18 protein-coding genes and 1 pseudogene are annotated in these 17,940 nt (G+C 63.6%); 1 reads left to right on the top strand and 18 read right to left on the bottom strand.

Annotation, left to right across the window (positions count from 1 at the left end; translation table 11 throughout):
* Positions 1–72: 72 nt before the first annotated feature.
* The 7 genes and pseudogenes from ACTQ49_RS10205 to ACTQ49_RS10175 form a co-directional block, all read right to left on the bottom strand.
* Positions 73–3,237 (bottom strand): LysM peptidoglycan-binding domain-containing protein, encoded by a 3,165-nt coding sequence (locus ACTQ49_RS10205; RefSeq protein ID WP_441827739.1) that lies wholly within the window; start codon positions 3,235–3,237, stop codon positions 73–75.
* The gene (locus ACTQ49_RS10200; RefSeq protein ID WP_441827738.1) at positions 3,234–3,683 is read right to left on the bottom strand and encodes a TadE/TadG family type IV pilus assembly protein; all 450 of its coding nucleotides are present in this window, start codon (positions 3,681–3,683) and stop codon (positions 3,234–3,236) included. The genes ACTQ49_RS10205 and ACTQ49_RS10200 overlap by 4 nt, the downstream gene beginning before the upstream one ends.
* The gene (locus ACTQ49_RS10195) at positions 3,680–4,018 is read right to left on the bottom strand and encodes a TadE/TadG family type IV pilus assembly protein (RefSeq protein ID WP_441827737.1); all 339 of its coding nucleotides are present in this window, start codon (positions 4,016–4,018) and stop codon (positions 3,680–3,682) included. Before ACTQ49_RS10195 ends, ACTQ49_RS10200 begins: the two co-directional genes overlap by 4 nt.
* A gap of 77 nt (positions 4,019–4,095) precedes the next feature.
* Positions 4,096–4,302, bottom strand: a complete 207-nt coding sequence (locus tag ACTQ49_RS10190; RefSeq protein WP_441827736.1) for a hypothetical protein — start codon at positions 4,300–4,302, stop codon at positions 4,096–4,098.
* A 136-nt stretch (positions 4,303–4,438) separates the two neighbouring features.
* Positions 4,439–5,356, bottom strand: a complete 918-nt coding sequence (locus ACTQ49_RS10185; RefSeq protein WP_441827735.1) for a type II secretion system F family protein — start codon at positions 5,354–5,356, stop codon at positions 4,439–4,441.
* Positions 5,349–6,239 (bottom strand): type II secretion system F family protein, encoded by an 891-nt coding sequence (locus ACTQ49_RS10180; protein ID WP_441827734.1) that lies wholly within the window; start codon positions 6,237–6,239, stop codon positions 5,349–5,351. Before ACTQ49_RS10180 ends, ACTQ49_RS10185 begins: the two co-directional genes overlap by 8 nt.
* Positions 6,236–6,922, bottom strand: a pseudogene (locus tag ACTQ49_RS10175) (ATPase, T2SS/T4P/T4SS family); the annotation flags it as partial. The gene ACTQ49_RS10180 and the pseudogene ACTQ49_RS10175, both read right to left, overlap by 4 nt.
* An 18-nt stretch (positions 6,923–6,940) precedes the next feature.
* On the opposite strand from ACTQ49_RS10175, the gene ACTQ49_RS10170 reads away from it, so the two are divergent.
* Positions 6,941–8,479 (top strand): recombinase family protein, encoded by a 1,539-nt coding sequence (locus ACTQ49_RS10170; RefSeq protein WP_441827733.1) that lies wholly within the window; start codon positions 6,941–6,943, stop codon positions 8,477–8,479.
* 89 nt (positions 8,480–8,568) lie between these two features.
* Here the strand turns inward: ACTQ49_RS10170 and ACTQ49_RS10165 are convergent, their stop codons facing one another.
* The 11 genes from ACTQ49_RS10165 to ACTQ49_RS10115 all read right to left on the bottom strand — a co-directional run bounded on the left by ACTQ49_RS10165 (position 8,569) and on the right by ACTQ49_RS10115 (position 17,767).
* Positions 8,569–9,741 (bottom strand): replication initiator, encoded by a 1,173-nt coding sequence (locus ACTQ49_RS10165; RefSeq protein WP_441827732.1) that lies wholly within the window; start codon positions 9,739–9,741, stop codon positions 8,569–8,571.
* A complete protein-coding gene (locus tag ACTQ49_RS10160) occupies positions 9,725–9,931 on the bottom strand; it encodes a helix-turn-helix domain-containing protein (protein WP_441827731.1) in 207 nt (68 codons plus the stop codon). The genes ACTQ49_RS10165 and ACTQ49_RS10160 overlap by 17 nt, the downstream gene beginning before the upstream one ends.
* Positions 9,912–10,295, bottom strand: a complete 384-nt coding sequence (locus ACTQ49_RS10155; RefSeq protein ID WP_441827730.1) for a hypothetical protein — start codon at positions 10,293–10,295, stop codon at positions 9,912–9,914. The genes ACTQ49_RS10160 and ACTQ49_RS10155 overlap by 20 nt, the downstream gene beginning before the upstream one ends.
* Positions 10,288–11,106 (bottom strand): FtsK/SpoIIIE domain-containing protein, encoded by an 819-nt coding sequence (locus ACTQ49_RS10150; protein WP_441827729.1) that lies wholly within the window; start codon positions 11,104–11,106, stop codon positions 10,288–10,290. Before ACTQ49_RS10150 ends, ACTQ49_RS10155 begins: the two co-directional genes overlap by 8 nt.
* Complete coding sequence (locus tag ACTQ49_RS10145; protein WP_441827728.1) at positions 11,099–11,665, bottom strand: hypothetical protein; 567 nt, start codon at positions 11,663–11,665, stop codon at positions 11,099–11,101. Before ACTQ49_RS10145 ends, ACTQ49_RS10150 begins: the two co-directional genes overlap by 8 nt.
* A 292-nt stretch (positions 11,666–11,957) precedes the next feature.
* Positions 11,958–12,332 carry a hypothetical protein gene (locus ACTQ49_RS10140; RefSeq protein WP_441827727.1) on the bottom strand — a complete coding sequence of 125 codons (375 nt, stop codon included), beginning with the start codon at positions 12,330–12,332 and terminating at the stop codon, positions 11,958–11,960.
* 314 nt (positions 12,333–12,646) lie between these two features.
* Positions 12,647–13,507 carry a hypothetical protein gene (locus tag ACTQ49_RS10135; RefSeq protein ID WP_441827726.1) on the bottom strand — a complete coding sequence of 287 codons (861 nt, stop codon included), beginning with the start codon at positions 13,505–13,507 and terminating at the stop codon, positions 12,647–12,649.
* Positions 13,507–14,418: a hypothetical protein gene (locus tag ACTQ49_RS10130; protein ID WP_441827725.1), complete on the bottom strand. Its 912-nt coding sequence runs from the start codon at positions 14,416–14,418 to the stop codon at positions 13,507–13,509. Before ACTQ49_RS10130 ends, ACTQ49_RS10135 begins: the two co-directional genes overlap by 1 nt.
* A gap of 1 nt (position 14,419) precedes the next feature.
* Entirely contained in the window at positions 14,420–15,064 is a 645-nt protein-coding gene (locus ACTQ49_RS10125; RefSeq protein WP_441827724.1) for an SAF domain-containing protein, read from the bottom strand.
* 421 nt (positions 15,065–15,485) lie between these two features.
* Positions 15,486–16,961 (bottom strand): 3-oxoacid CoA-transferase, encoded by a 1,476-nt coding sequence (locus ACTQ49_RS10120; RefSeq protein WP_441827723.1) that lies wholly within the window; start codon positions 16,959–16,961, stop codon positions 15,486–15,488.
* A gap of 221 nt (positions 16,962–17,182) precedes the next feature.
* Entirely contained in the window at positions 17,183–17,767 is a 585-nt protein-coding gene (locus ACTQ49_RS10115; RefSeq protein WP_441827722.1) for a TetR/AcrR family transcriptional regulator, read from the bottom strand.
* Positions 17,768–17,940 lie beyond the last annotated feature (173 nt).

Raw genomic sequence — 17,940 nt, 5'->3', positions numbered from 1 at the left:
TCTGATGAGAGCTGTGCCGCGATCAGGCCTGCTGCGCCCGGCGCCCATCAGGCCTGCTGCGCCCGGCGCCCATCAGGCCTGTTGCGCCCGGCGGCGCCCCTCCATCACCTCCTGGATGAGGGCGACGGTGTCCTCCCTCAGGTCGATACCCAGATTCCTGGCCTGCCGCGTCACCTGGAGGACCAGACGCTCCACCTCGTGCTGGTTGCCTGCCGCGTGTTCGGTGCTGAGGCGTGCCTGCATCAGCAACTCGTCGCCCGGCGCCGCCTGCAGGGCCCGGGCGGCCGCCCAACGGGCCAGCTCCAGGTTGTTCGACTGCAGGGCACGTTCGGTCAGGACGACGCCGATGTCCCGGATGACGGAGACCATATCCGTGCGCAGCTCTTCCGCCCAGTACCACTGACCCGGCGCGGCATCGGCCAGCGGTGCGCCCCGCACCAGTTGCAGGGCATCCACCAGGGCGTCGGTGGACGTCCTGTTCACTCCAGCGGCAATCATCAACTGGAGGTGCTCCCAGTCGGTGTCCACCGCGGGGTGGAGTTGGATGCGCCCCGAGTAGGCGTCGGGCAGGTAGGGCTCACCATTCGGGTCGTCGCCCAACCAGTTGCGCAACCGGCTGAGGTTCGAGCGACGCGTGCCCTCGGCGACGAGTAGGTCGCGAGCCATCGCCGTGGAGGTCCGTCCCGGGTTCTGGTGGATCCAGGCGCAATACTCCATGCACTGGCGTCGCGCCCGGTTCGGTTCGATCCCACGGCACCCCCGCAGGTCCACGGGACCGAGCAACAACAGTGTGGGGTGTGAGCTGCCGGACGTGTCCACGGAACTCTCCTCGTCGAAGTGTCTGGCTGGGCGGCGCGGATTGATCAGCGCAAGGTTGGGGGGAAGGTCGTCGTCGGGGGTCCACCACGGCGCCTGCGTGGTGTCGGTGCTGGAGGTCTGCTCGAAGAGGTCCGTCAGGGCCCTGCGGGCCGCCGGGTCGAGCAGGCACGGGCGGAAATCGCGGTCAGTCTTCTCACACCGCGCTGCACCGGCCCCCGACACCTGGATGTGTTCACCGGCGAGCAGGGCCTGGTCACCCACAGCCAGCACGCTGACGCCAACCGGGCTGCCTTCGAGGCTGCGTTGAATTCGTCCCCACTGCTCCGGCGTGGGGTCATCCGCGAGCACGAGGATGAACGGCGCCCAGGCCTCTCCTGTCTCCGGGGCGGCACGCAGCTGGGACAGCTCCACGGGCTTCCCCGGACTCGCCAGTTTCTCGGGATTCGCCGGCACCACTGCCCCGTCGGCCCTGGCCCGTCCCAGCGCCAGACGCCGCTCCATCACCTGACGCTCCAGCTGCTCGACGGCCGCTTCCACCTGGGCACAGACCTCGGCCTGCGGCTCGTCCAAGCTGCGCATCCACGGCAGGTCACCGGCGATCAGCACCCGGCTCTCTGCAGACCAGGGGTGCAGGACCAGCCCCGTCGCCACCGCTGCCAGGAAGGAGTCGACCAACCTGCCGTCCCCGCTGACCGTGGTGGTCACGGCCGCCTCCAGATCGTGGATCAGTGGTTCTTCGTCGGCGTCCACTCCGAGCAGGGCCCCGGCGACTGGCACCTCCTGCGGGGGTTCGGTCCGCTCACTGGCCACCCGCGCCAGGGCCGCCTCGAACCGTTGGTGATCAGGTTCCGCCTGCGGGATTCGCCGTCCCAGCGTGCGCTGCAGCAACTGCTCCCGTCGCCTGCTCGCCAGTGCCCCGACGAGACCGGCGGCAAGCAGGCCCCCCACCGCGATCCGAACAGCCGCAAGCTCGTCGATCTGGTCGGCAGCCGCAGCCATGCCAGCGGTGGCATCGGGTTCGCGGAATCCCGACTCGGTTGGCACTCGCAGCGAAGCCGGGTCGGCCCCCTGCGGACCACGTGGGGCGGAGCCTGGCAGGTCCGCCACCGATCCTGGAGCAGGGGCGCCGGAATCCCGCACCGGCGGCGGGGCGCCGGGGGCCCTTTCCATCGTGCGGCCGGTCTCATCGGCCTTGGACCCCGCTGGGCCAGACTCATCAGCCTTGGACCCCGCTGGGCCAGACTCATCAGCCTTGGACCCCGCTGGGCCAGACTCATCAGCCTTGGACCCCTCCGGGCCAGGCTCATCGGTCTCCGATCCAGGCGGGCTCGACGCGGGTGCCCCCAATGCTTCGTCCTCGCCCTCCGCAGGTGCGGTATGGGACAGGTCCGTCTGGCCGGCATGCTCGGTTGTGTTGGTGGAGGGGATCTCCACCTGCCAACCGGGCTGAATGAGGTCCGGATTGGCGATCGTCTGACGGTTCAGTTCCCAGATCTCGGTCCAGCGGTTGCCGTCGCCAAGGTGCCGCCGGGCGAGTTCTTGCAGACTGTCGCCGGCCTCGACCACCACTGCGCCAGGAGGTTCCTCGTGCTGCGTGGAGTCATCGCCGACGGCGTCAGTGGCCTGGGCTGTCACCACCGGCGCGACTGGGCCATCGAGACGAAGCTGGAGCCCCACCGCGAGTGGTTGCACAGGGTCGAGGTCATTCTGCTGGGCAATCCGACGCCACTGGGTTCCGTCCCCGTAGTACTGCTCGGCGATCGTCCAGAGATCCTCACCCGGTGCCACCTCGTGCAACACGAATGTCCTTCCCTGTGGTTGGGGGGCAACCGGCTGCCCGTCGTCCCCGGGGGCCGCTGCCTGCTTCGGCGACATGCCGTGACTCACATCCGTGCCGTCATCACCTGCCCGAGACGTCGCCCCCTGCTCCGTGACCGCGGAGCGGGGCTGCGCGGGTGGGATGGCCCCCGAGGAGATTCCGTCCCTACCCCAGGGCGCCGAATCCGGCGTTGCACGTGAAACCATGACGCCTCCCGAGCCACCCGCGACGGTGCCATCCGCACCTGATTCCGCGGCTGCACTCGGTGCCGTGATGATCGAGAGCGCCGAGGCCACCAGGACGGCGACGAAGGGCTGGACGAGGGCCGTTCCCGGCACCGTGACGCGGACCCTGCCCCGGCTGAGCGCTGCGACCAGCTCCGATGCCAACGAGGCCATCAGCACGACCCACGCAATCCAGCCGGCTGCAGTCATCGCGGCCAGGACGAGGCCTCCCGTGTCGGGCACGACCAGCAGATGACTCCAGGTCAGACCCCGCAACGCGTCGAATCGACCGAAGGCGACGAGCGCCCAGGGCACGCCGATGACGAGGGTGGCGATGGTGGCCAGGGCCAGCGCACTTCTCAGCACCTTGCTCATGGGGTCCTCTCCCTGAATGTGTCGAGCCGATGTGTGCCACTGCCGGAGACTTCCCAGTACCCCGGCAGACCGGGAACCAGCAGGTCCTGCAGGGCCACCCGGCACGTGACATCCACCGTGATGTCCGCTGTGCTTCCGCTCGGTCGATGGAAGCCAGTGGTGTCCACCGACACCGCGGCTGGATCGCAGCGGAGCCCAAAGGTGTCCAGGTTGGACTGGGCCACCCTCTCCGCCCGTTGACGGGCCTGCGCTCCGCCGCGCTCCAGAGTTGCTGCGCGCGCGCCGGCGGCAGCAGCGTCGGTCACCTCAGCCCTGGCCGACCACAGGCGCCAACCAGCCACCAGGACTCCGATCACCAGCACGAGCGCCGGGACCAGGATGACCAGTTCCACCGCCGCTGCCCCACGCTCGTCGCGGCCCTGCGTGCGCGCTCGGCACCGACTCATGGCAGCTCCATCGGCATCACGGCGTCACCCTCGACCGTGGTGGGGCCGACCGCGAAGAAGGTGTCCACCCGCCCACGGACCTGCACCCGAACCTCGCCACCGGGGCGTGCGACGACGATCTTCACGTCGCGCAAACCGCCCTGTTCAGCGAGCTCACGGGCCACCCGTTCGCCCGAGCCGCCCGACGCGCCCGCCAGCGCCTGGGCCTCGGCACCAGCGAGCGCGGCATGGGCGGCGACGCTGCGGCCGTACAGCACGATCCCCGTCTGGATGGCGCCGAGGATGCCCAGCATCAGCACTGGCAGCAGGACGGCCCACTGCACTGACTCGGACATGCCCCGCTCCCCCGGACCGTGGCCGGGGACGGTCCGCAGGCGTCGCGCTGCGCTCGCCATGGCGTGAATCATGGGTCCTACTTGGGCATGTTGCTCTGGACGTACTGGGTGACGGCACCCACGACGATGACCGCAACGGCCACCGCGCCAGCGAGCAGCACGGCATTCTCCGTGGACTGCGAGAGACCTCGCTCATCGCGTCGAGCCAGGGTTCGTCCCTTGGCAAGGTCCTGGACCGGGATGACCAACTGGACGATCAGGCCGAGCAGGGAGTGGATGTTCATGATGGTTCCTTTCACGAGACTGTTGGGTACTGCGACATCACCGCGGCCACGGTTGTGGACACGAAATCAAGGGGCCCACGCTCCGTGGGCGTCAACGAAGGGAGCGCACTTCCCGTGGGCGTCCGCTGGGGCAGGGTCATCCGCCCACCCCCAGGAGCTTCAGGATCGGTGGCGTCAGGAAGATCAGGCCGAAGACCAGCGACGGCACCACCATCCACAGCGTCATCCGTTCGGAGACCTGCTGGGCGGCGAGCTTCTCCTGCATCAGGTGGGCGTCGCGGAGTTCCTTCACCCGGGCGCGCAAGGTCTCGGCCAGCGCCGCGCCCTGCTCGTCGAGGCGCATGACGTCCGCCATGTCCGCAATCTCGGGCAGCTCGAGATCTCGAGACAATCGGCGCAGCTCGTTCCACGGTGGTCGCTGCTCCAGCCGGGCTCGTTCCAGCGCACCCCGCAGGCGGGTGAAGAGCGGAACGTCAGACATGGAGGCAGCCGCCAGCATTGCCTGGCTCGACGATGCATTGGCCAGCCGTTCCAGGGTCACGAGGTCAAAGAAGGTGTGGAGGGCCTCGCCGGCGTCGGCCCGCACGGACTCGTCTCCCCGACGGAGCACGACGTCCGGCCAGAACCAGCCGAGAGTGGCGGCCAGCAGGGAGACCGCCATGGGCACGGGCGCGATTGCGCCCGTGAAACCCAGCAGCGCTGCGCCCAACAGGAGCGGAGCGACCAGTCCGAGGGCGCAGAGGATCAGCTTCTCGGCAAAGAAGTCACCGATCGAACGACCACGCAGCCCGAGCAGCCGCCGGGTCCGGTCCGCGAGGGGCAGGCGCAGCCGGGTGAAAGCCCAGGCACCCAGCCGGCTGAGTGCGTCCTGCTCGTCATTCTCGATCCCCCACCCCGTACTGCCCGCGCTCATCTCCTCGGGCATCCCGGACAGGCTCGCCAGGGCTTCGTCGAGCCGTGGAACGCGAGAACGCAGCCCGGCCAGCACCAGGAAGATGCCCAAGGCACCCACGGCACCGGAGGCGATCACCCCCACCATCGACGGGTCACGCATGGATCACCACATCCTTGCTGGGGACGGCGCCCTGCCGCAGGATCCGTTCCCGACGACGGGGCCGGGTGATCCGGCGCATGATTGCCAGAGAGCCGCCATAGGCCAGCACCAGACAGCTCAACACCACCTGTCCGATCGGGCTGCGGTACGGAGCAAAGAAGTGGGGTTGCAGCAGGACTCCCAGCCCCACCGCGACCACGCTGATGAGTGTCACCTGCCGCACGACGACGCGTGGTTTGGCCCGCTCCGCCTCGATCTCGCGCAGGGCGCGGAGCCTGGCCTGGATGGAGTCCGCGAGCTCGGCCAGGGTTGCTGCGGCGCCGACACCGCCGCGTCGGGCGGACAGCACCAGGGCTGCGATCACGGCATCGGCGTCCGGACTGTCCAGATCATCGGCCAGCGCCAGCAATGCCTCGCGGGGCGTCCACCGCGAGTCCAGACGCGCGACCATCACCTGGACCGGGCTGCGGATCAGCTCCGGCGCCTGTCCCGACGTTGCCCGGATGGCATCGGTGACCGACTTTCCGGTGGGCAGGGAGGCCGCGAGCGAGCGCACCCAGCGGTCCAGGGCCTCGAGGATCTGGACGTCACGGTTGGGCGGATCGGCCAGCAGCGCTGGTAGCCCCAATCCGAGGAGCGGTACCAGTACCAGGGCGACCGGCCAGCCGGTCAGGACGAAGATCACCGCAGCCGCCGCAAAGGTGACGCCGATGTGGATTCGCTGCGTGCGACTGCACCGCCGCCACCAGTTGTCCACAGTTGTCCACAGGCTTGTGGATCGGGCTGTGGATGGGTGGCGGGGGACCTTCCGAAGACCGACGACGAGCAGCAGGATTCCTGCCACGACACAGAAGGCGGCGATTCCCACCAGGACGGGAGTCATGGCACCGCCTCGAAGCTTCCGGCGAACTCGGCCAGCTCGTCCACAAGCTGTGGATCAGGGTGCCAGACGCCCGGGCGTGTCGGCGTCGCCGCCCGGTACAGCAGGTGGGTGATCGGGCGACCGCCCTCGATCGCACCCGTCAGGGTCCGCACTTCTGAGATGTGTCGGCTGCGCGTCCCGCCCCGCCAGGTGTCGTCGACCAGGCGCACATGGACCAGGAAGTGGATGTTGTGCGCAATCTGGCGATAGGCCTCGTCAATGCCCAACACACCGCCCTGCGCCACGCGCGAGGCCAGTCGGTCCATCGTGGATGAGGCGGAGTGGGAGTGCGTCGTCGAGAGGCTACCGGCCCCCGACTGCATGGCCTCGAACATCGCCGAGGCCTCGCCGCCGCGCACCTCACCGACGACAATCCGGGAGAGGTTCTGCCGCAGGGCCTCCGGGATGAGGTCGCTGATGGTGAACTCACCCATCCTGCTGCCGTCGGCACCCCGCTCGCCTATCCCGATCCGCGCCTGCAGCGCCACCATGTTGCCGCGCCCCGGCTGCAGGTGGGTGAGCAGTTCGTAGTCGGTCTCCAGGGTGCCGAATCTTTCGGTGGATGGGATGGCGTCGATGAGCGCTCGGAGAAGTGTCGTCTTGCCCGCGCCCTGAGGTACCGTAAGCTTTCGAACGATACTTCGAACCATCGGGGGCAAGGCATGGAAGCCGCAATCTACCTACGCAAGAGCAACCAACCGGGGGAAGCGAACCGCAGTCTGGCAGTGCAGCGGGCAGAGTGCCTAGAGCTTTGCGAGCGGGAAGGCTACCGAGTTGATGAAGATCACATCTTCGAGGAGGTAGCCAGCGGGTGGAGCAGCCACGCAGAGCGAAAAGCTTTTGAGAAGCTGAAGGCGCTAGTGGAAGAGGGCAGGGTTCAAAGGGTAGTAGCCCTAGCCATGGACCGATTGGGGCGAAGAGTCACTGCCGTAGGGCAGCTGATCGACCTGTGCCAGAGCACAGGGGCAATGATCCACACAACCCGAGATGGTTTGATGGACCCCAACAACCCGGGCAAAGCCTTGCAGCTGAACATCATGTCAGCGGTAGCGCAGGCAGAAAGTTCCACAACCAGCGCAAGAATCAAGACCGATAAACTGAAGCGAGCGTTAGAAGGCGGCTGGGTTGGAGGAACACCCCCATACGGCTTCCGCGCGAAGCGTGCGGGGAAGCTAGCGAAGCTCGTGCATCGTGCCGATGAAGCCCAAGTAGTGCGCCTGATGATCAGAATGATTATGGAGGAAGCCGCCCAAGCCGGCGAAGTGGCACGAGAACTCAACAAACGAGGATTCAGGACGCGACCGGGCAAGCTATGGACGACAGCAGCGGTTCAGAGGGCTCTAGTTCAGCCAGCTTTGGCAGGGTGGCAAGCATATTCACCGGGGGCAGATAGGCACCGCAAAGTCTGGGATAGAACAGCTTTCCGTGATGAAACAGGGGAAGCCATTGTCGTAGGAGACCCTTACCTCAGCTTCGAAGAGTGGGAAACCTTACAGCGGAGGATGGCAAGGAAGAAAGTAGGAGCCCCTAGGGAAAAGAGCAGCAGAACCCCACTGCTTCGAGGGGTTTTGTACTGCGAGTGTGGGCAGATTATGTACCCCAGTGGGACTAAACAATATCCAAGGTACGTATGTTCGGCGGCGGCGAAGAAGCAATGCACTTGCTCAATCTCAGCAGTGGTAGATCAAGTGGCAATAAGGTACACCTCGATAGCGCTCAAAAGCGGCGAGGTGCTAAGAGCCTTCGAAAAGGAACAGCAAAAGCGCGCGAAGAGGTTGACCGCAGCCGGAGGGAAGTTGAGTCAACAGAGAGCAGAAGCGCAAGAAAGAGTGAAAGCGCTAGGGGAAGCCTTGGCAAGCGTAGAGGTTTCCGCCATTCCGATCGTTGCGAAAAGGCTAGAAGAGGCAACCCAGCACCTGAACGAGTTGGATGCAAAAATTGAGGAAATCCTTGTAGAGCCAGAGCCAGTGAGCCCCGAGCGAATCATGGGGTGGTTGTTTGATGCAGAGCCCAAGAAGCAGCGGGAAGCGGTTCAGGCAGTAATCCAGAAAGTCACAGTTGCCCAAGGGGGGAGGTTGTCCCCGCAGGGTAGAAGTAGGACGCAGAGCACTACAAATCTTGGGAGGGTGAAGATTCATCCCCGGTTTGGGCAGGTTTTTGAGTTTCCTGATGGGGCGGGTGTGGAGTATTTGCAGGGTTAACCACAGCCGCGATTGAGGAAGCGTCCTCAGGAGAGAGTTCCAGAGAGGCAGCCACGGCTCGGGCGAAGGGTGAAGCCAGTTCCGGGGAGTCAGGTCGAGGCAGTGGAGTAGCCATGGTCCAAGGTTAAGGGCGGGAGAGGGTCGCCGCGAGTAGCAGCAGCAATGCGCCGGGAGAGAACGCGGATGGATTCGAAGAGTTGGTCCGCGAAGAGCCTAGTCAGAGCCACAACTTCGGGAGAAGTTGAGTAGGGGCGATCTACAAGTTCCCAAGTGGAGGGCGCGAAGGCGGCAGCAGCACGAAGCGCCTGAGCGTAGGCGCGCCGAGCCAGAGCAAGGGAGGTGTGAGTGAGAGCAGACCAGCCACGGGACTTAATGACGCGATGCCCGGTAAAGCCAGCACCACCGGCGTAAGAGCGGCGAACGCGAGGGTTGAGACCGGGCACGGTCCCCGAGGTGCGGATGGAGTCACCAGCAGCAGTCAAAGCAGCAGCGAAGCGGGAAAAGTCCACTAGATCAGGGGTTTCCAGGTCACGACCAAAGTCCTTGAGGGAGTAGCCCAAGCTCTTGTGTAAGTAGGTCAGAGCAGTAGAGTCCGAGGTCTCGATAGGCTGAAAGTCAGTTTGAGGACCCCAGACAATGCGTTCCCCAGTGTGACCAGACCCGGACCAAACATGAACGCGGCGGAGAACGCCAGCAACGACGGAAGAGTCTAGAGGTTCAGAAGTGCGAATGAGGACGTGGTAGTGAACAGCAAGACGCTTTTGAAACTCAACAGAGCCCCAATAGTGCAGTTCCTTAACCTCTTTCCGTAGCAGGGTCCAAGTCCTGTTGAGAAGCCGGGGTGCAAGACTGTTCCAGAGGGCTTGACCCTCGACATCATATTTTGCGAAATGTAGGGGTAAACCCAGCTTTTCATCAAATTCCTGATGCTTCTTGCCACAAGGGCAAGAGCCCTTCCGGTGAACCTTGCCGAAAGAAGGGGCAGTCAGGGTCAGGAAGTAGAAATACTCTCCGGTTGGTGGCGCTTCAACGCCTAGGACTGATTGAAAGCCAGACGTGCAAATCAGCCAGTTATCCCGGCTCTTTCGGGCAGCGCAGGAAGGACAGAGCCGGTGAAAGGATGATCCGCAGGGAGCCTCAAAAGTCTGAACTTCGCCCGTGGCAGTGTCAACCATCGGCAAGTTGATGGGTCGAACGCAGGGCTCCCGCAACAGGAGCCCCTTGTTCCGAACCAGAAGTTCCTTGTCACTGAGGGTTTCCATCTACGCGGGAACCTTCAATAAAGTTGATCAGATCAGCGCCAGAGATGCTGAACTTAGTCTTGCCCAGAACGTAAGCGGGTAAGTCGCCGCGTCGAACAGCGGCGGAAAGAGTCTTTGGATCGATACCCAGACAGCGGGCAGCGCCACGCAGCGAGTAAATTTGACGAGGATCAACGGGAAAGCGCTTCATGCTTCTCCTCCTCAGTCAAAAAGGGGTCAATTTTGATTCCCCATCGGTCGATCCAAGAACTCATTTGATCCGCAGCCTTCACCAATGCAGTGACTGCAACGAGAAGGATCGGCGCCCAGTAGGGCAGCCCATAAAAGGCGAACCAAGACCATTCGTAGCCCTCAGTTGGGAAAGTGGTCATGGGTAGAAAACGGGACGCATAGTAGCCGAAGCCGACCCAAAATGATGCCAGGACTAGCGAGGTTTTCAGCCAGAATCCGCGCAGAGCGACCGCCGCGAGGATCAAGGTAAAGCCAGCGATCACGTAACCGGCGGGGATGACGTGTCCATCCGTCTGGAAGAACGTCGTGATGAAATCAGACATAGTTTGGTACTCCTTTAGTAGTGTTGTGTCGTGATAGTCCCTTTCGAACGAGGTCGAGATAGGTCTTGTAGTCCAAGTTGTAACCACGGAAACGGACCAGATTTCCGGGGGTTTCGCAAATTCCGACACCCGGCTTGGCACGGGGGATCATTGCCGCGACGTCCTCAGGCACATCGTGATGGAGCATCCGCACGGCAGTCGAATCAGGCACTCTAAGAGTGATAGCGGTAGCGAATTGAGAGCGCTGACGACCGCCGATGACTTCCGTATCCATTCGCTGCGCGATGAGCAAGACACGCACCCCCGCCTTCGCGCCCTCCGAGACCAAGCGAGAATATGCGCGGTCAAAGCGTGGTTTACTGCGCTCAGCGGGTTTCAGTTGAGAGTCAACCGAAGCCATAGAGTCGAAGATTCCGGGGGTTTCCTCCAGCACCAAGAGCATCAGAGGAAGGTCCGCCGAGAAGTCGTCAATCTTGTCGAGGTCTTTGGCGTAAATCTCTTCCTCGATCCGACGATCCATCTCAGCCACAAGACTTTCAGCAAGATCAGCAAACTTTGCCGGGTCCTTGGTGCCGAGAACGAACCGCTCTGGGGCAGTCTCAGCGAAAGGTTTCAGCAAAACGCCTGTGGGATCGCAGCCCCAGACCTGAACCTCAGGAAGACGAGCAGCATTAGCGAGGATCGAGTAGGACAGAACACTTTTGCCCGAACGAGTAGATCCTTGGCATGCGATATGAGCAGCCATGCCGAGGTCAATCACGAGAGCGGAACCGGTTTCTGTCACTCCCACGCGGAAAGCGAGGTCACTCATCGAACCACCCCGTCGTGTCAAGGCTGCTGGAAGATTCCAAAGCGTCCTGATGGAAGACCGAAACCTGAACGAGTCCAAGCCCCCTCATTTCGAGGTCTTGCGAGACCGAGACGCGAGGTACGCGGAAGCCAGAGGCAAGCTCAAGATGTTTCTCAGCCCAAAGCTCAGAGGTTTGACCGGGAAGCATTTGAAAGACCAGTTCGGAACGGTAGGCATCGATGGGCAAAACTTGCAAAAGTTCCGGGATTTTCTTAGTTGAACTCAAAGCATCAGCAGCAACCGCCGCCGCCCCAGCAGCCTGAATGAGTCTTCGCTTGCCATAGAGGGCAGCCCCTTGAGCCAAAGCCCTTTGGTTAGCACCCGCCTGAGGATCAGCCTCAACAAGACCAGCGCCAGCGAGGATTTCCCGGTGATTCTGGACAATAAAACTGAGGGATTCAGAGGTGGGTAGGTTGCGAGGGACTGAAACGGCTTGGCGGTGCTTGTACTTCTCGTAAGTCAGACGCGCAGTTTTGCCCGCGTGCCAGAAGAACTTAAAGAAGAGGTAAGCGGGGGTCACGATCCACCACGCGAAACCGGTGAAGACGACCCAGTTTGAAGCTACAGGGTCGTAAGAATTTAGTTGAGTCCGAGCCCAGAAGTAGAGCCAAAGAAGCGCGAGGAAGACCGGGGGGGCGCAAGCAAAATCGCCCAAGTTTCTTGAGGAACTGCATGCTCCTGTAATGGTTCTCTTGGAACTCACTGGAATGAAAGTTGTCGATCATTGTAGAATGTCCTTAGGTAGTTGTGATGGCTACTCCTTTCAGAAGACCCCTAGGAAACAATCCCCTAGGGGTATCTTCATTTCAAGGTCAGGCAGCCTTCTCCTGAGAGAGGTTGACCGGAACCAACTTCTCAGCAGTAATGCTGTAGGAAACGCGACCGTTACTCTCAAAAGCCTTGACCCAAATCTTGCCTTCAGCGCGAAGAAGCGTGGTTGCAAAGAGATCGAAACCAGCAGTGACAGGCTCAATCGTGTTGATGAAGCAGTTCTTCATTGCCATGGGTTCACCATCACGAACACTCATGACAGTTCCTGCAACGCTATAAGTCTTTCTTCCATCTGGAGAAGTCTTCTCACGCTCATTGCCCGAGTTTGCGCCATCGAGTTTCACAAGAATTGGGAATTCACGTGCGTTGGTCGGGATACCTCCCGAAAAGTCCGTAAGCATGTCGTTAATGTTCATAATTGGCTTTCTCCTTTCTAGTAGTTGTTTTGTAAGCCACTATTAGAGTAACATCCAATTTCCTCGTTTCTCTACAAAGTACGGTGCCAATTTCGGGGAACTTTTGACGAGACGGTATTTCCCCTAGAAAACTGTGGGTTCAGAGGGAAAACATAAAATATCTATTGAGAGTCAAGGGGATCGTTCCTCACAAAGGCTCGCAAGCTCACCTTTGCTCGTCTCTCTCTCGGACGACTGCATAAGAGATTGATGGTCCGCGCGGCTCCTTCGTCACCGTGCTCCCATCAATCTCTTATTTGCCGCCGAAGGCAGGTCTAAGAAGTTGAAGTATCAATCACAAAGGATAGTTCGAAACTCGCAGCAGCTTGGTCGCCCGAAATCACCATCGACTTGCGGGCCAGGACGGCCTCGTGGAGCAGGCCGGCCAGTTCGAGCGGCATCATCCCGCCCTCTGCCAGCTGCCGCAGGGTGACGCTGGTCAGGATGTGTTGGCGGATGACGATGCTGGGGCGGAAACTCAGGCCGAATCCGATGGCGTGGAGCCGGAAGCGGTCGCCGAGCGCCAAGGTCATCATCGGGTGCGCATCGTCGAAGGGTCGGCTGGGATTTGCCGATTCGCCCAGAAATCGGATGGCCTCCACCAGTTCCTCGTCGGAGTCGGCAACCGGCGGGTGTGGTTCTCGTCGCCCGTCGCCGTACTGCACGACGACGCCGTCCCAGCCATGGATCTCGATGTTCTCGGCGTCAGGGATCTCGAAGAGCGGCTGGAGCCGGCCGTAGCCGAAGATGGCATTGTCGACGGCGGACGCGTAGGCCTGTTCGAGCTCGATCGGCCACAAGGCCTGCCCCTGCTGGGCCAGGTGCTCCGCGTGGGCCCGTACCACCTGCCGGATGACGGAGCGCCCCAGCATCCGGCGGTCCTCCAGCGGCATGGTTCGGGCGTGCTCGCGTGCCCACAGGTCCACGGCGTCGCTGATTTCCTCCGACGCCCGTCGACGCAGCACCACCACGACGTCCCAGTCGACGGCACCGCGTTGCGCATTCCCCGTGGTGGGCGTCGGCGTGGCCCGGGCGGGTGTGGCCCACGCGGGGAGGTCAGCCTGGGCACGCACCGGTGGGAGCGCTCCCAGCGCTGCTCCCAGATCGGGCACCATCTCTGCTTGTCGGCGCGCCATCACGCACTCCAGTCGCCGCTGCTGCGGGTGCCCGCGACGATGTCGGAGCGTCGGCGCACGGTCTGAGCGAGTCGGGATCCGACAGCCCGGTAGCTGCGGGCCAGGGCTCCCAGGCCACGGGAGCGGGCCAGGACGCCCAACTGCTCCCCGTCGCTGAGGACGGCTGCCTGACGCGGGTCCCAAGCGATGCTGTGGACGACGGGAATCCCAAACTGGCGGGAGACCTCCCCTGCTCCGTAGGGCCGCCCCGGGCCGACGAGGACGATCTCGATGGCGGCGCTCATCCCCGGCGATTCCACCTGGGCCTGGATGGTGGGCAGGTGGAGCTGGAGCCCGGCCAAGCCGCGCAGTGAACTCTGCACGCAGACCAGCACCAGGTCGCTGGCTGCCACCATCGCTGGCGGGAGGCCGTCGCAGCCGATCCTCCCAGCGTCCAGCAGTACGTCGGTACCAGTGGCATCCAGCCCGCGGCAGACGTCGAGGAATTCCTGCCAGACCGGCTGGAAGAGCCGAACGGCGCCCGGGTGGGTGAAGCCCGGAAGAAAATTGCGCTGGGCAGTACCCGAGGCCGCGTCTCCCGCACCCTGCCCGGCAGGGGTTCCCGCGGACCTGTCCGGAAGCGTGACCGCTGACACCGTGGCGGCCGGAACCGTGGCCGCCGGAACCAAGGGCACCGTCTGCAGCCACAGCTCCTCCGCCAGGGATCGGTGTTCCCGGTGGGCCCCGGCCAGAGAGGCCAGACCGCGGCCGGCCAGGTCGACGCCCTGCAGCCAACCGGCCTGAAGGGACTGGGCTGGATCCCGGTCACAGTCGGCGAGCACCACGTCGCGGGTCCAGTGCAGTGCCAGGCCAAGTGCCGTGGTGGTGACGCCGGGCGATCCGGTGGCGCTGGTCAAGGTGATGACCGCCATCTCAGCTGCCCGCCTGTCGCACGACCACCACGAGGTCTCGGGCGGCAAGGTCCGCCAGTCGCTCGGCCTGGGTCTCCGGAACGGCCACGTCCATGGTGCGGGTGCTGCCGTCCTGCATCAGCTCCGGAGCGAGCACCACCTCGGCCTCCACCACCAGCCCAGTGCTCTGGGCCTTGTCCGACGTGACCTCCACCAGGTTCAGCCTGGTTCCCGCGGGCAGCTCGGCATTGGGGACGCGGCCGGCCACCAGCTTGAGTCCGATCTGGGCCTTGCCCTTGGGCAGCGCCGCCCGCCCCACGGCTCCTTCACCCACCAGCGATCCGGCGGCGAGGTCCACCAGTGCCTGCTGCCCCACCAGGCTGCCCAGACGCTCTGCTGGAAGCGTGCGCACCCCCGGCGCGGGGCCAATCGTCACGACGGCCAGGTCACCGGCCTGGACCTGCTCCCCGCGTGCCACGGGGCGCTGGACCACCACCACCTGGTTGGAGTGGGCGGCCTGCTGGTAGGCCACCGCGGCCCCCAGTCCGCCCAGGCAGGCGAGCAGCACACCCGCCGCAGCCATGCGCGGGCTACGGCGGGGTCGCAGGTGTGCGGTGTGTGACTCGGGCAGCTTGGGGGCGCTGCCGGAAGGGGATCCGGGTGCCATGGGGTGGAATCTGACATGTCGTCATGCAACAGATCGACCGACATAGGTCAGCAGTTGAGAAGCTGTGAATGTGCATCGTTGTCCACAGAAAGCCTGTGGATAACTCCCTTTCCCTGTGCACAAGTCCTAACCAGAGCGCCTTGTTGAAGACTTGTTGAACGGATGGTGGAAGTGGACAACTGTCTGGTGACCAATCCGCGTGAAGTGTGCAGAGGTCAACCACCACAGGGAAAGCTCGGAGCACCGTCAGAGAAGATGAACTCCAGGTGGCCACCGGCTGAAGATTGCCAGTGCGCTCCACAGGGTGGCGGTGACAGGGTGCACGCAGACGTGAGTGCGGGCCGTGGAAAGCCTCCACGGCCCGCACTCCATGCCATCCCCCGACCGCCAGGAAGGGGCTGACACGACTCAGCGGATCACCTCACGGCAGCAGCAGCTCCGGCTCGGTGAGCTCGCGCACCTTCTCCTCACTGACACCCGGAGCCAGCTCCACCAGCACCAGGCCCCGTTCGGTGACCTCCAGCACGCAGAGATTGGTGACGATCAGATCGATGCACCGCGGACCTGTGAGCGGGTAGACGCACTCCTTGAGAACGCGCAGCTCGCCCTCGTTGTTGACGTGCTCCATGATCGCGATGACGCGCTGGGCCCCCTTCACCAGGTCCATCGCACCGCCCATGCCATTGGTCTTGCGGCCCTGGATGCCCCAGTTGGCAATGTCGCCCTTCTCGCTGACCTGCAGCGCACCCAGCACGGCCGTGTTCACATGCTTGCCGCGGATCATGTCGAAGCTGCGCACCGAGTCAAAGGTCGAACCGCCAGCGGCCAGCGTCGTGGTCTGCTTGCTGGCATTGATCAGGTCGGCGTCCACCTCCTCGGGCAGCGGGAAGGGGCCGAACTTCAGCAGGCCGTTCTCGGACTGGAAGACCACCTGGACATCCTCGGGCAGGTAGTCCGGGATCATCGTCGGCATCCCGACGCCCAGGTTCACATAGCTCCCGTCCTTGAGTTCCTTGGCCGCCCGGGCGGCAATGCCAGCACGGGTCCAGCCCATCTCCTTGCCGTCCGCGTCCGTGGCCACCAGCGCACGGTGGGGCTCATTGTCCTCAGGCTCGGGGGAACGGGTGATGATGCGCTCCGCCACCTTGTCAGCGGCCTGCTCCGGAGTGAGCACCAGCACTCGGTCAACGAAGATGCCCTGCACGTGGATCTCCTCGGGGCGAAGCTCGCCCACCTCGACGAGTTCCTCCACCTCCGCCACGGTGATCTGGCCACACATGGCCACCGGCGGGTTCATGTTCTGCGCGGTGAGGCGGAAGACGAGGTTGCCGTCACGATCGGCCTTGTGGGCGCGCACGATCGAGAAGTCGGTGACGATCGCCTCCTCCAGCACGCACTCCTCCTCGACGCCGTTGCGGATGAAGGTGCGGGTCTCCTTGGGCTCGGAACGCAGCACCACCTTGCCCTCCGCGTCGTAGCGCACCGGAAGGCCACCTTCGGAGACCATCGATCCGGCGCCGGTGGGCGTGAAGAAGGCTGGGATGCCGGCGCCACCAGCGCGCATCCGTTCGGCCAGGGTGCCCTGTGGGATCAGGTCAACGTCCACCTGGCCCGTCAGGTACTGCTTCTCCAACTCACGCGCGAAACCGACGAATGAGCCGCAGAACTTCTTGATCAGCCGGGCCTCGACGGCCTTGGACAGGCCGAGCGCATGGTCGTCCACCTGGGTGCCGGGATTGTTGGAGTAGACGGTGAGGTCACCGATACCCCGCTCGACGATCCCGTCGATCAGGGTGAAGGGGGTGCCACAGGTGCCGAATCCACCAGCGGCGAGGGTCATGCCGGGCTTGAGTCCATCGAGTGCTTCGTCGAGAGATGCAACAACCTTGTCCATCATCGTGGGCTCCTAGAGAGGATCTGGGGCAGCGTCCTTGCTGCGAAATATACGAATAGCGATTCGTACTTTGAAGTTGCGATGACGCTACCAATGCCAATTTTCGGTGTCAACAACTTTCGTCCGACCAATCTCGCCGGCCCCGCCACAGGCGCCGGAGACAGCGACGGCGTCCTCCTGCCCCACTGCAGGAAGACGCCGTCAACCGGATGTCTCGCGCCGACTCAGTTCGGCGGAACGGCTCTCAGCAGCCTCAGGGCGGCGTTGGCATAGAGCTCACACAGGTCATCCAACTCGTAGGCCCCGCCCGGCCGGAACCAGACGGAGACACCCGTCCCCATGTCCACCATGTAGTAGGTGGCGATCTTCGAGTCAGCGATGGTGAACAGCCCCTGGCGACACCCCTCCTCGATGATCTGAACCCAGCGTTGCACGTAGTCGCGACGCAATTGGCGGACGATGCCCGCATAGGGATCCTGCAGTGCCTTCACCTCGCGATTGGAGACCCGCACCTGGGGGGCATGCGTGGCGTGGAAGCGAACATGGTTGCGCATGGAGGCCCGCACCTTCTCCCGGGGATCGCTCACTCCCACCAGACAGGCAGCATGTTCCCGCAGCAACTGCTCGGTGATCTGCACGCTGACGTCACCCAGAACCTGCTGCTTTGAGTTGTAGTGGTTGTAGATGCTGGACGCGCGGATTCCCACCACCTTGGCGATGTCCTCCATGCCAGTGCCGTAGTAACCCCGCTCGTCGAACAGCTCCACGGCGGCAGCGCAGATCTCACTGCGGCGCTTCTGGCTGACCATGTCTTCCTCGCATCCTCGATCTGGGCGGACGGACACCAGGCCACCCACGAATGGAGCACAGCCTGCCAGATCCCTTGACAGGTTCTCTCACTGGATCAATACTCTATGACTAATCGCCATTCGTACAAATCTGGCTCCGCGGCACCAACGACGGTCCCACGAGCCGCATGGCA

The organism is Luteococcus sp. Sow4_B9 (assembly GCF_052116585.1).
Classification (GTDB): Bacteria; Actinomycetota; Actinomycetes; order Propionibacteriales; family Propionibacteriaceae; genus Luteococcus.
This window is presented reverse-complemented; position numbering and strand designations above follow the sequence as displayed.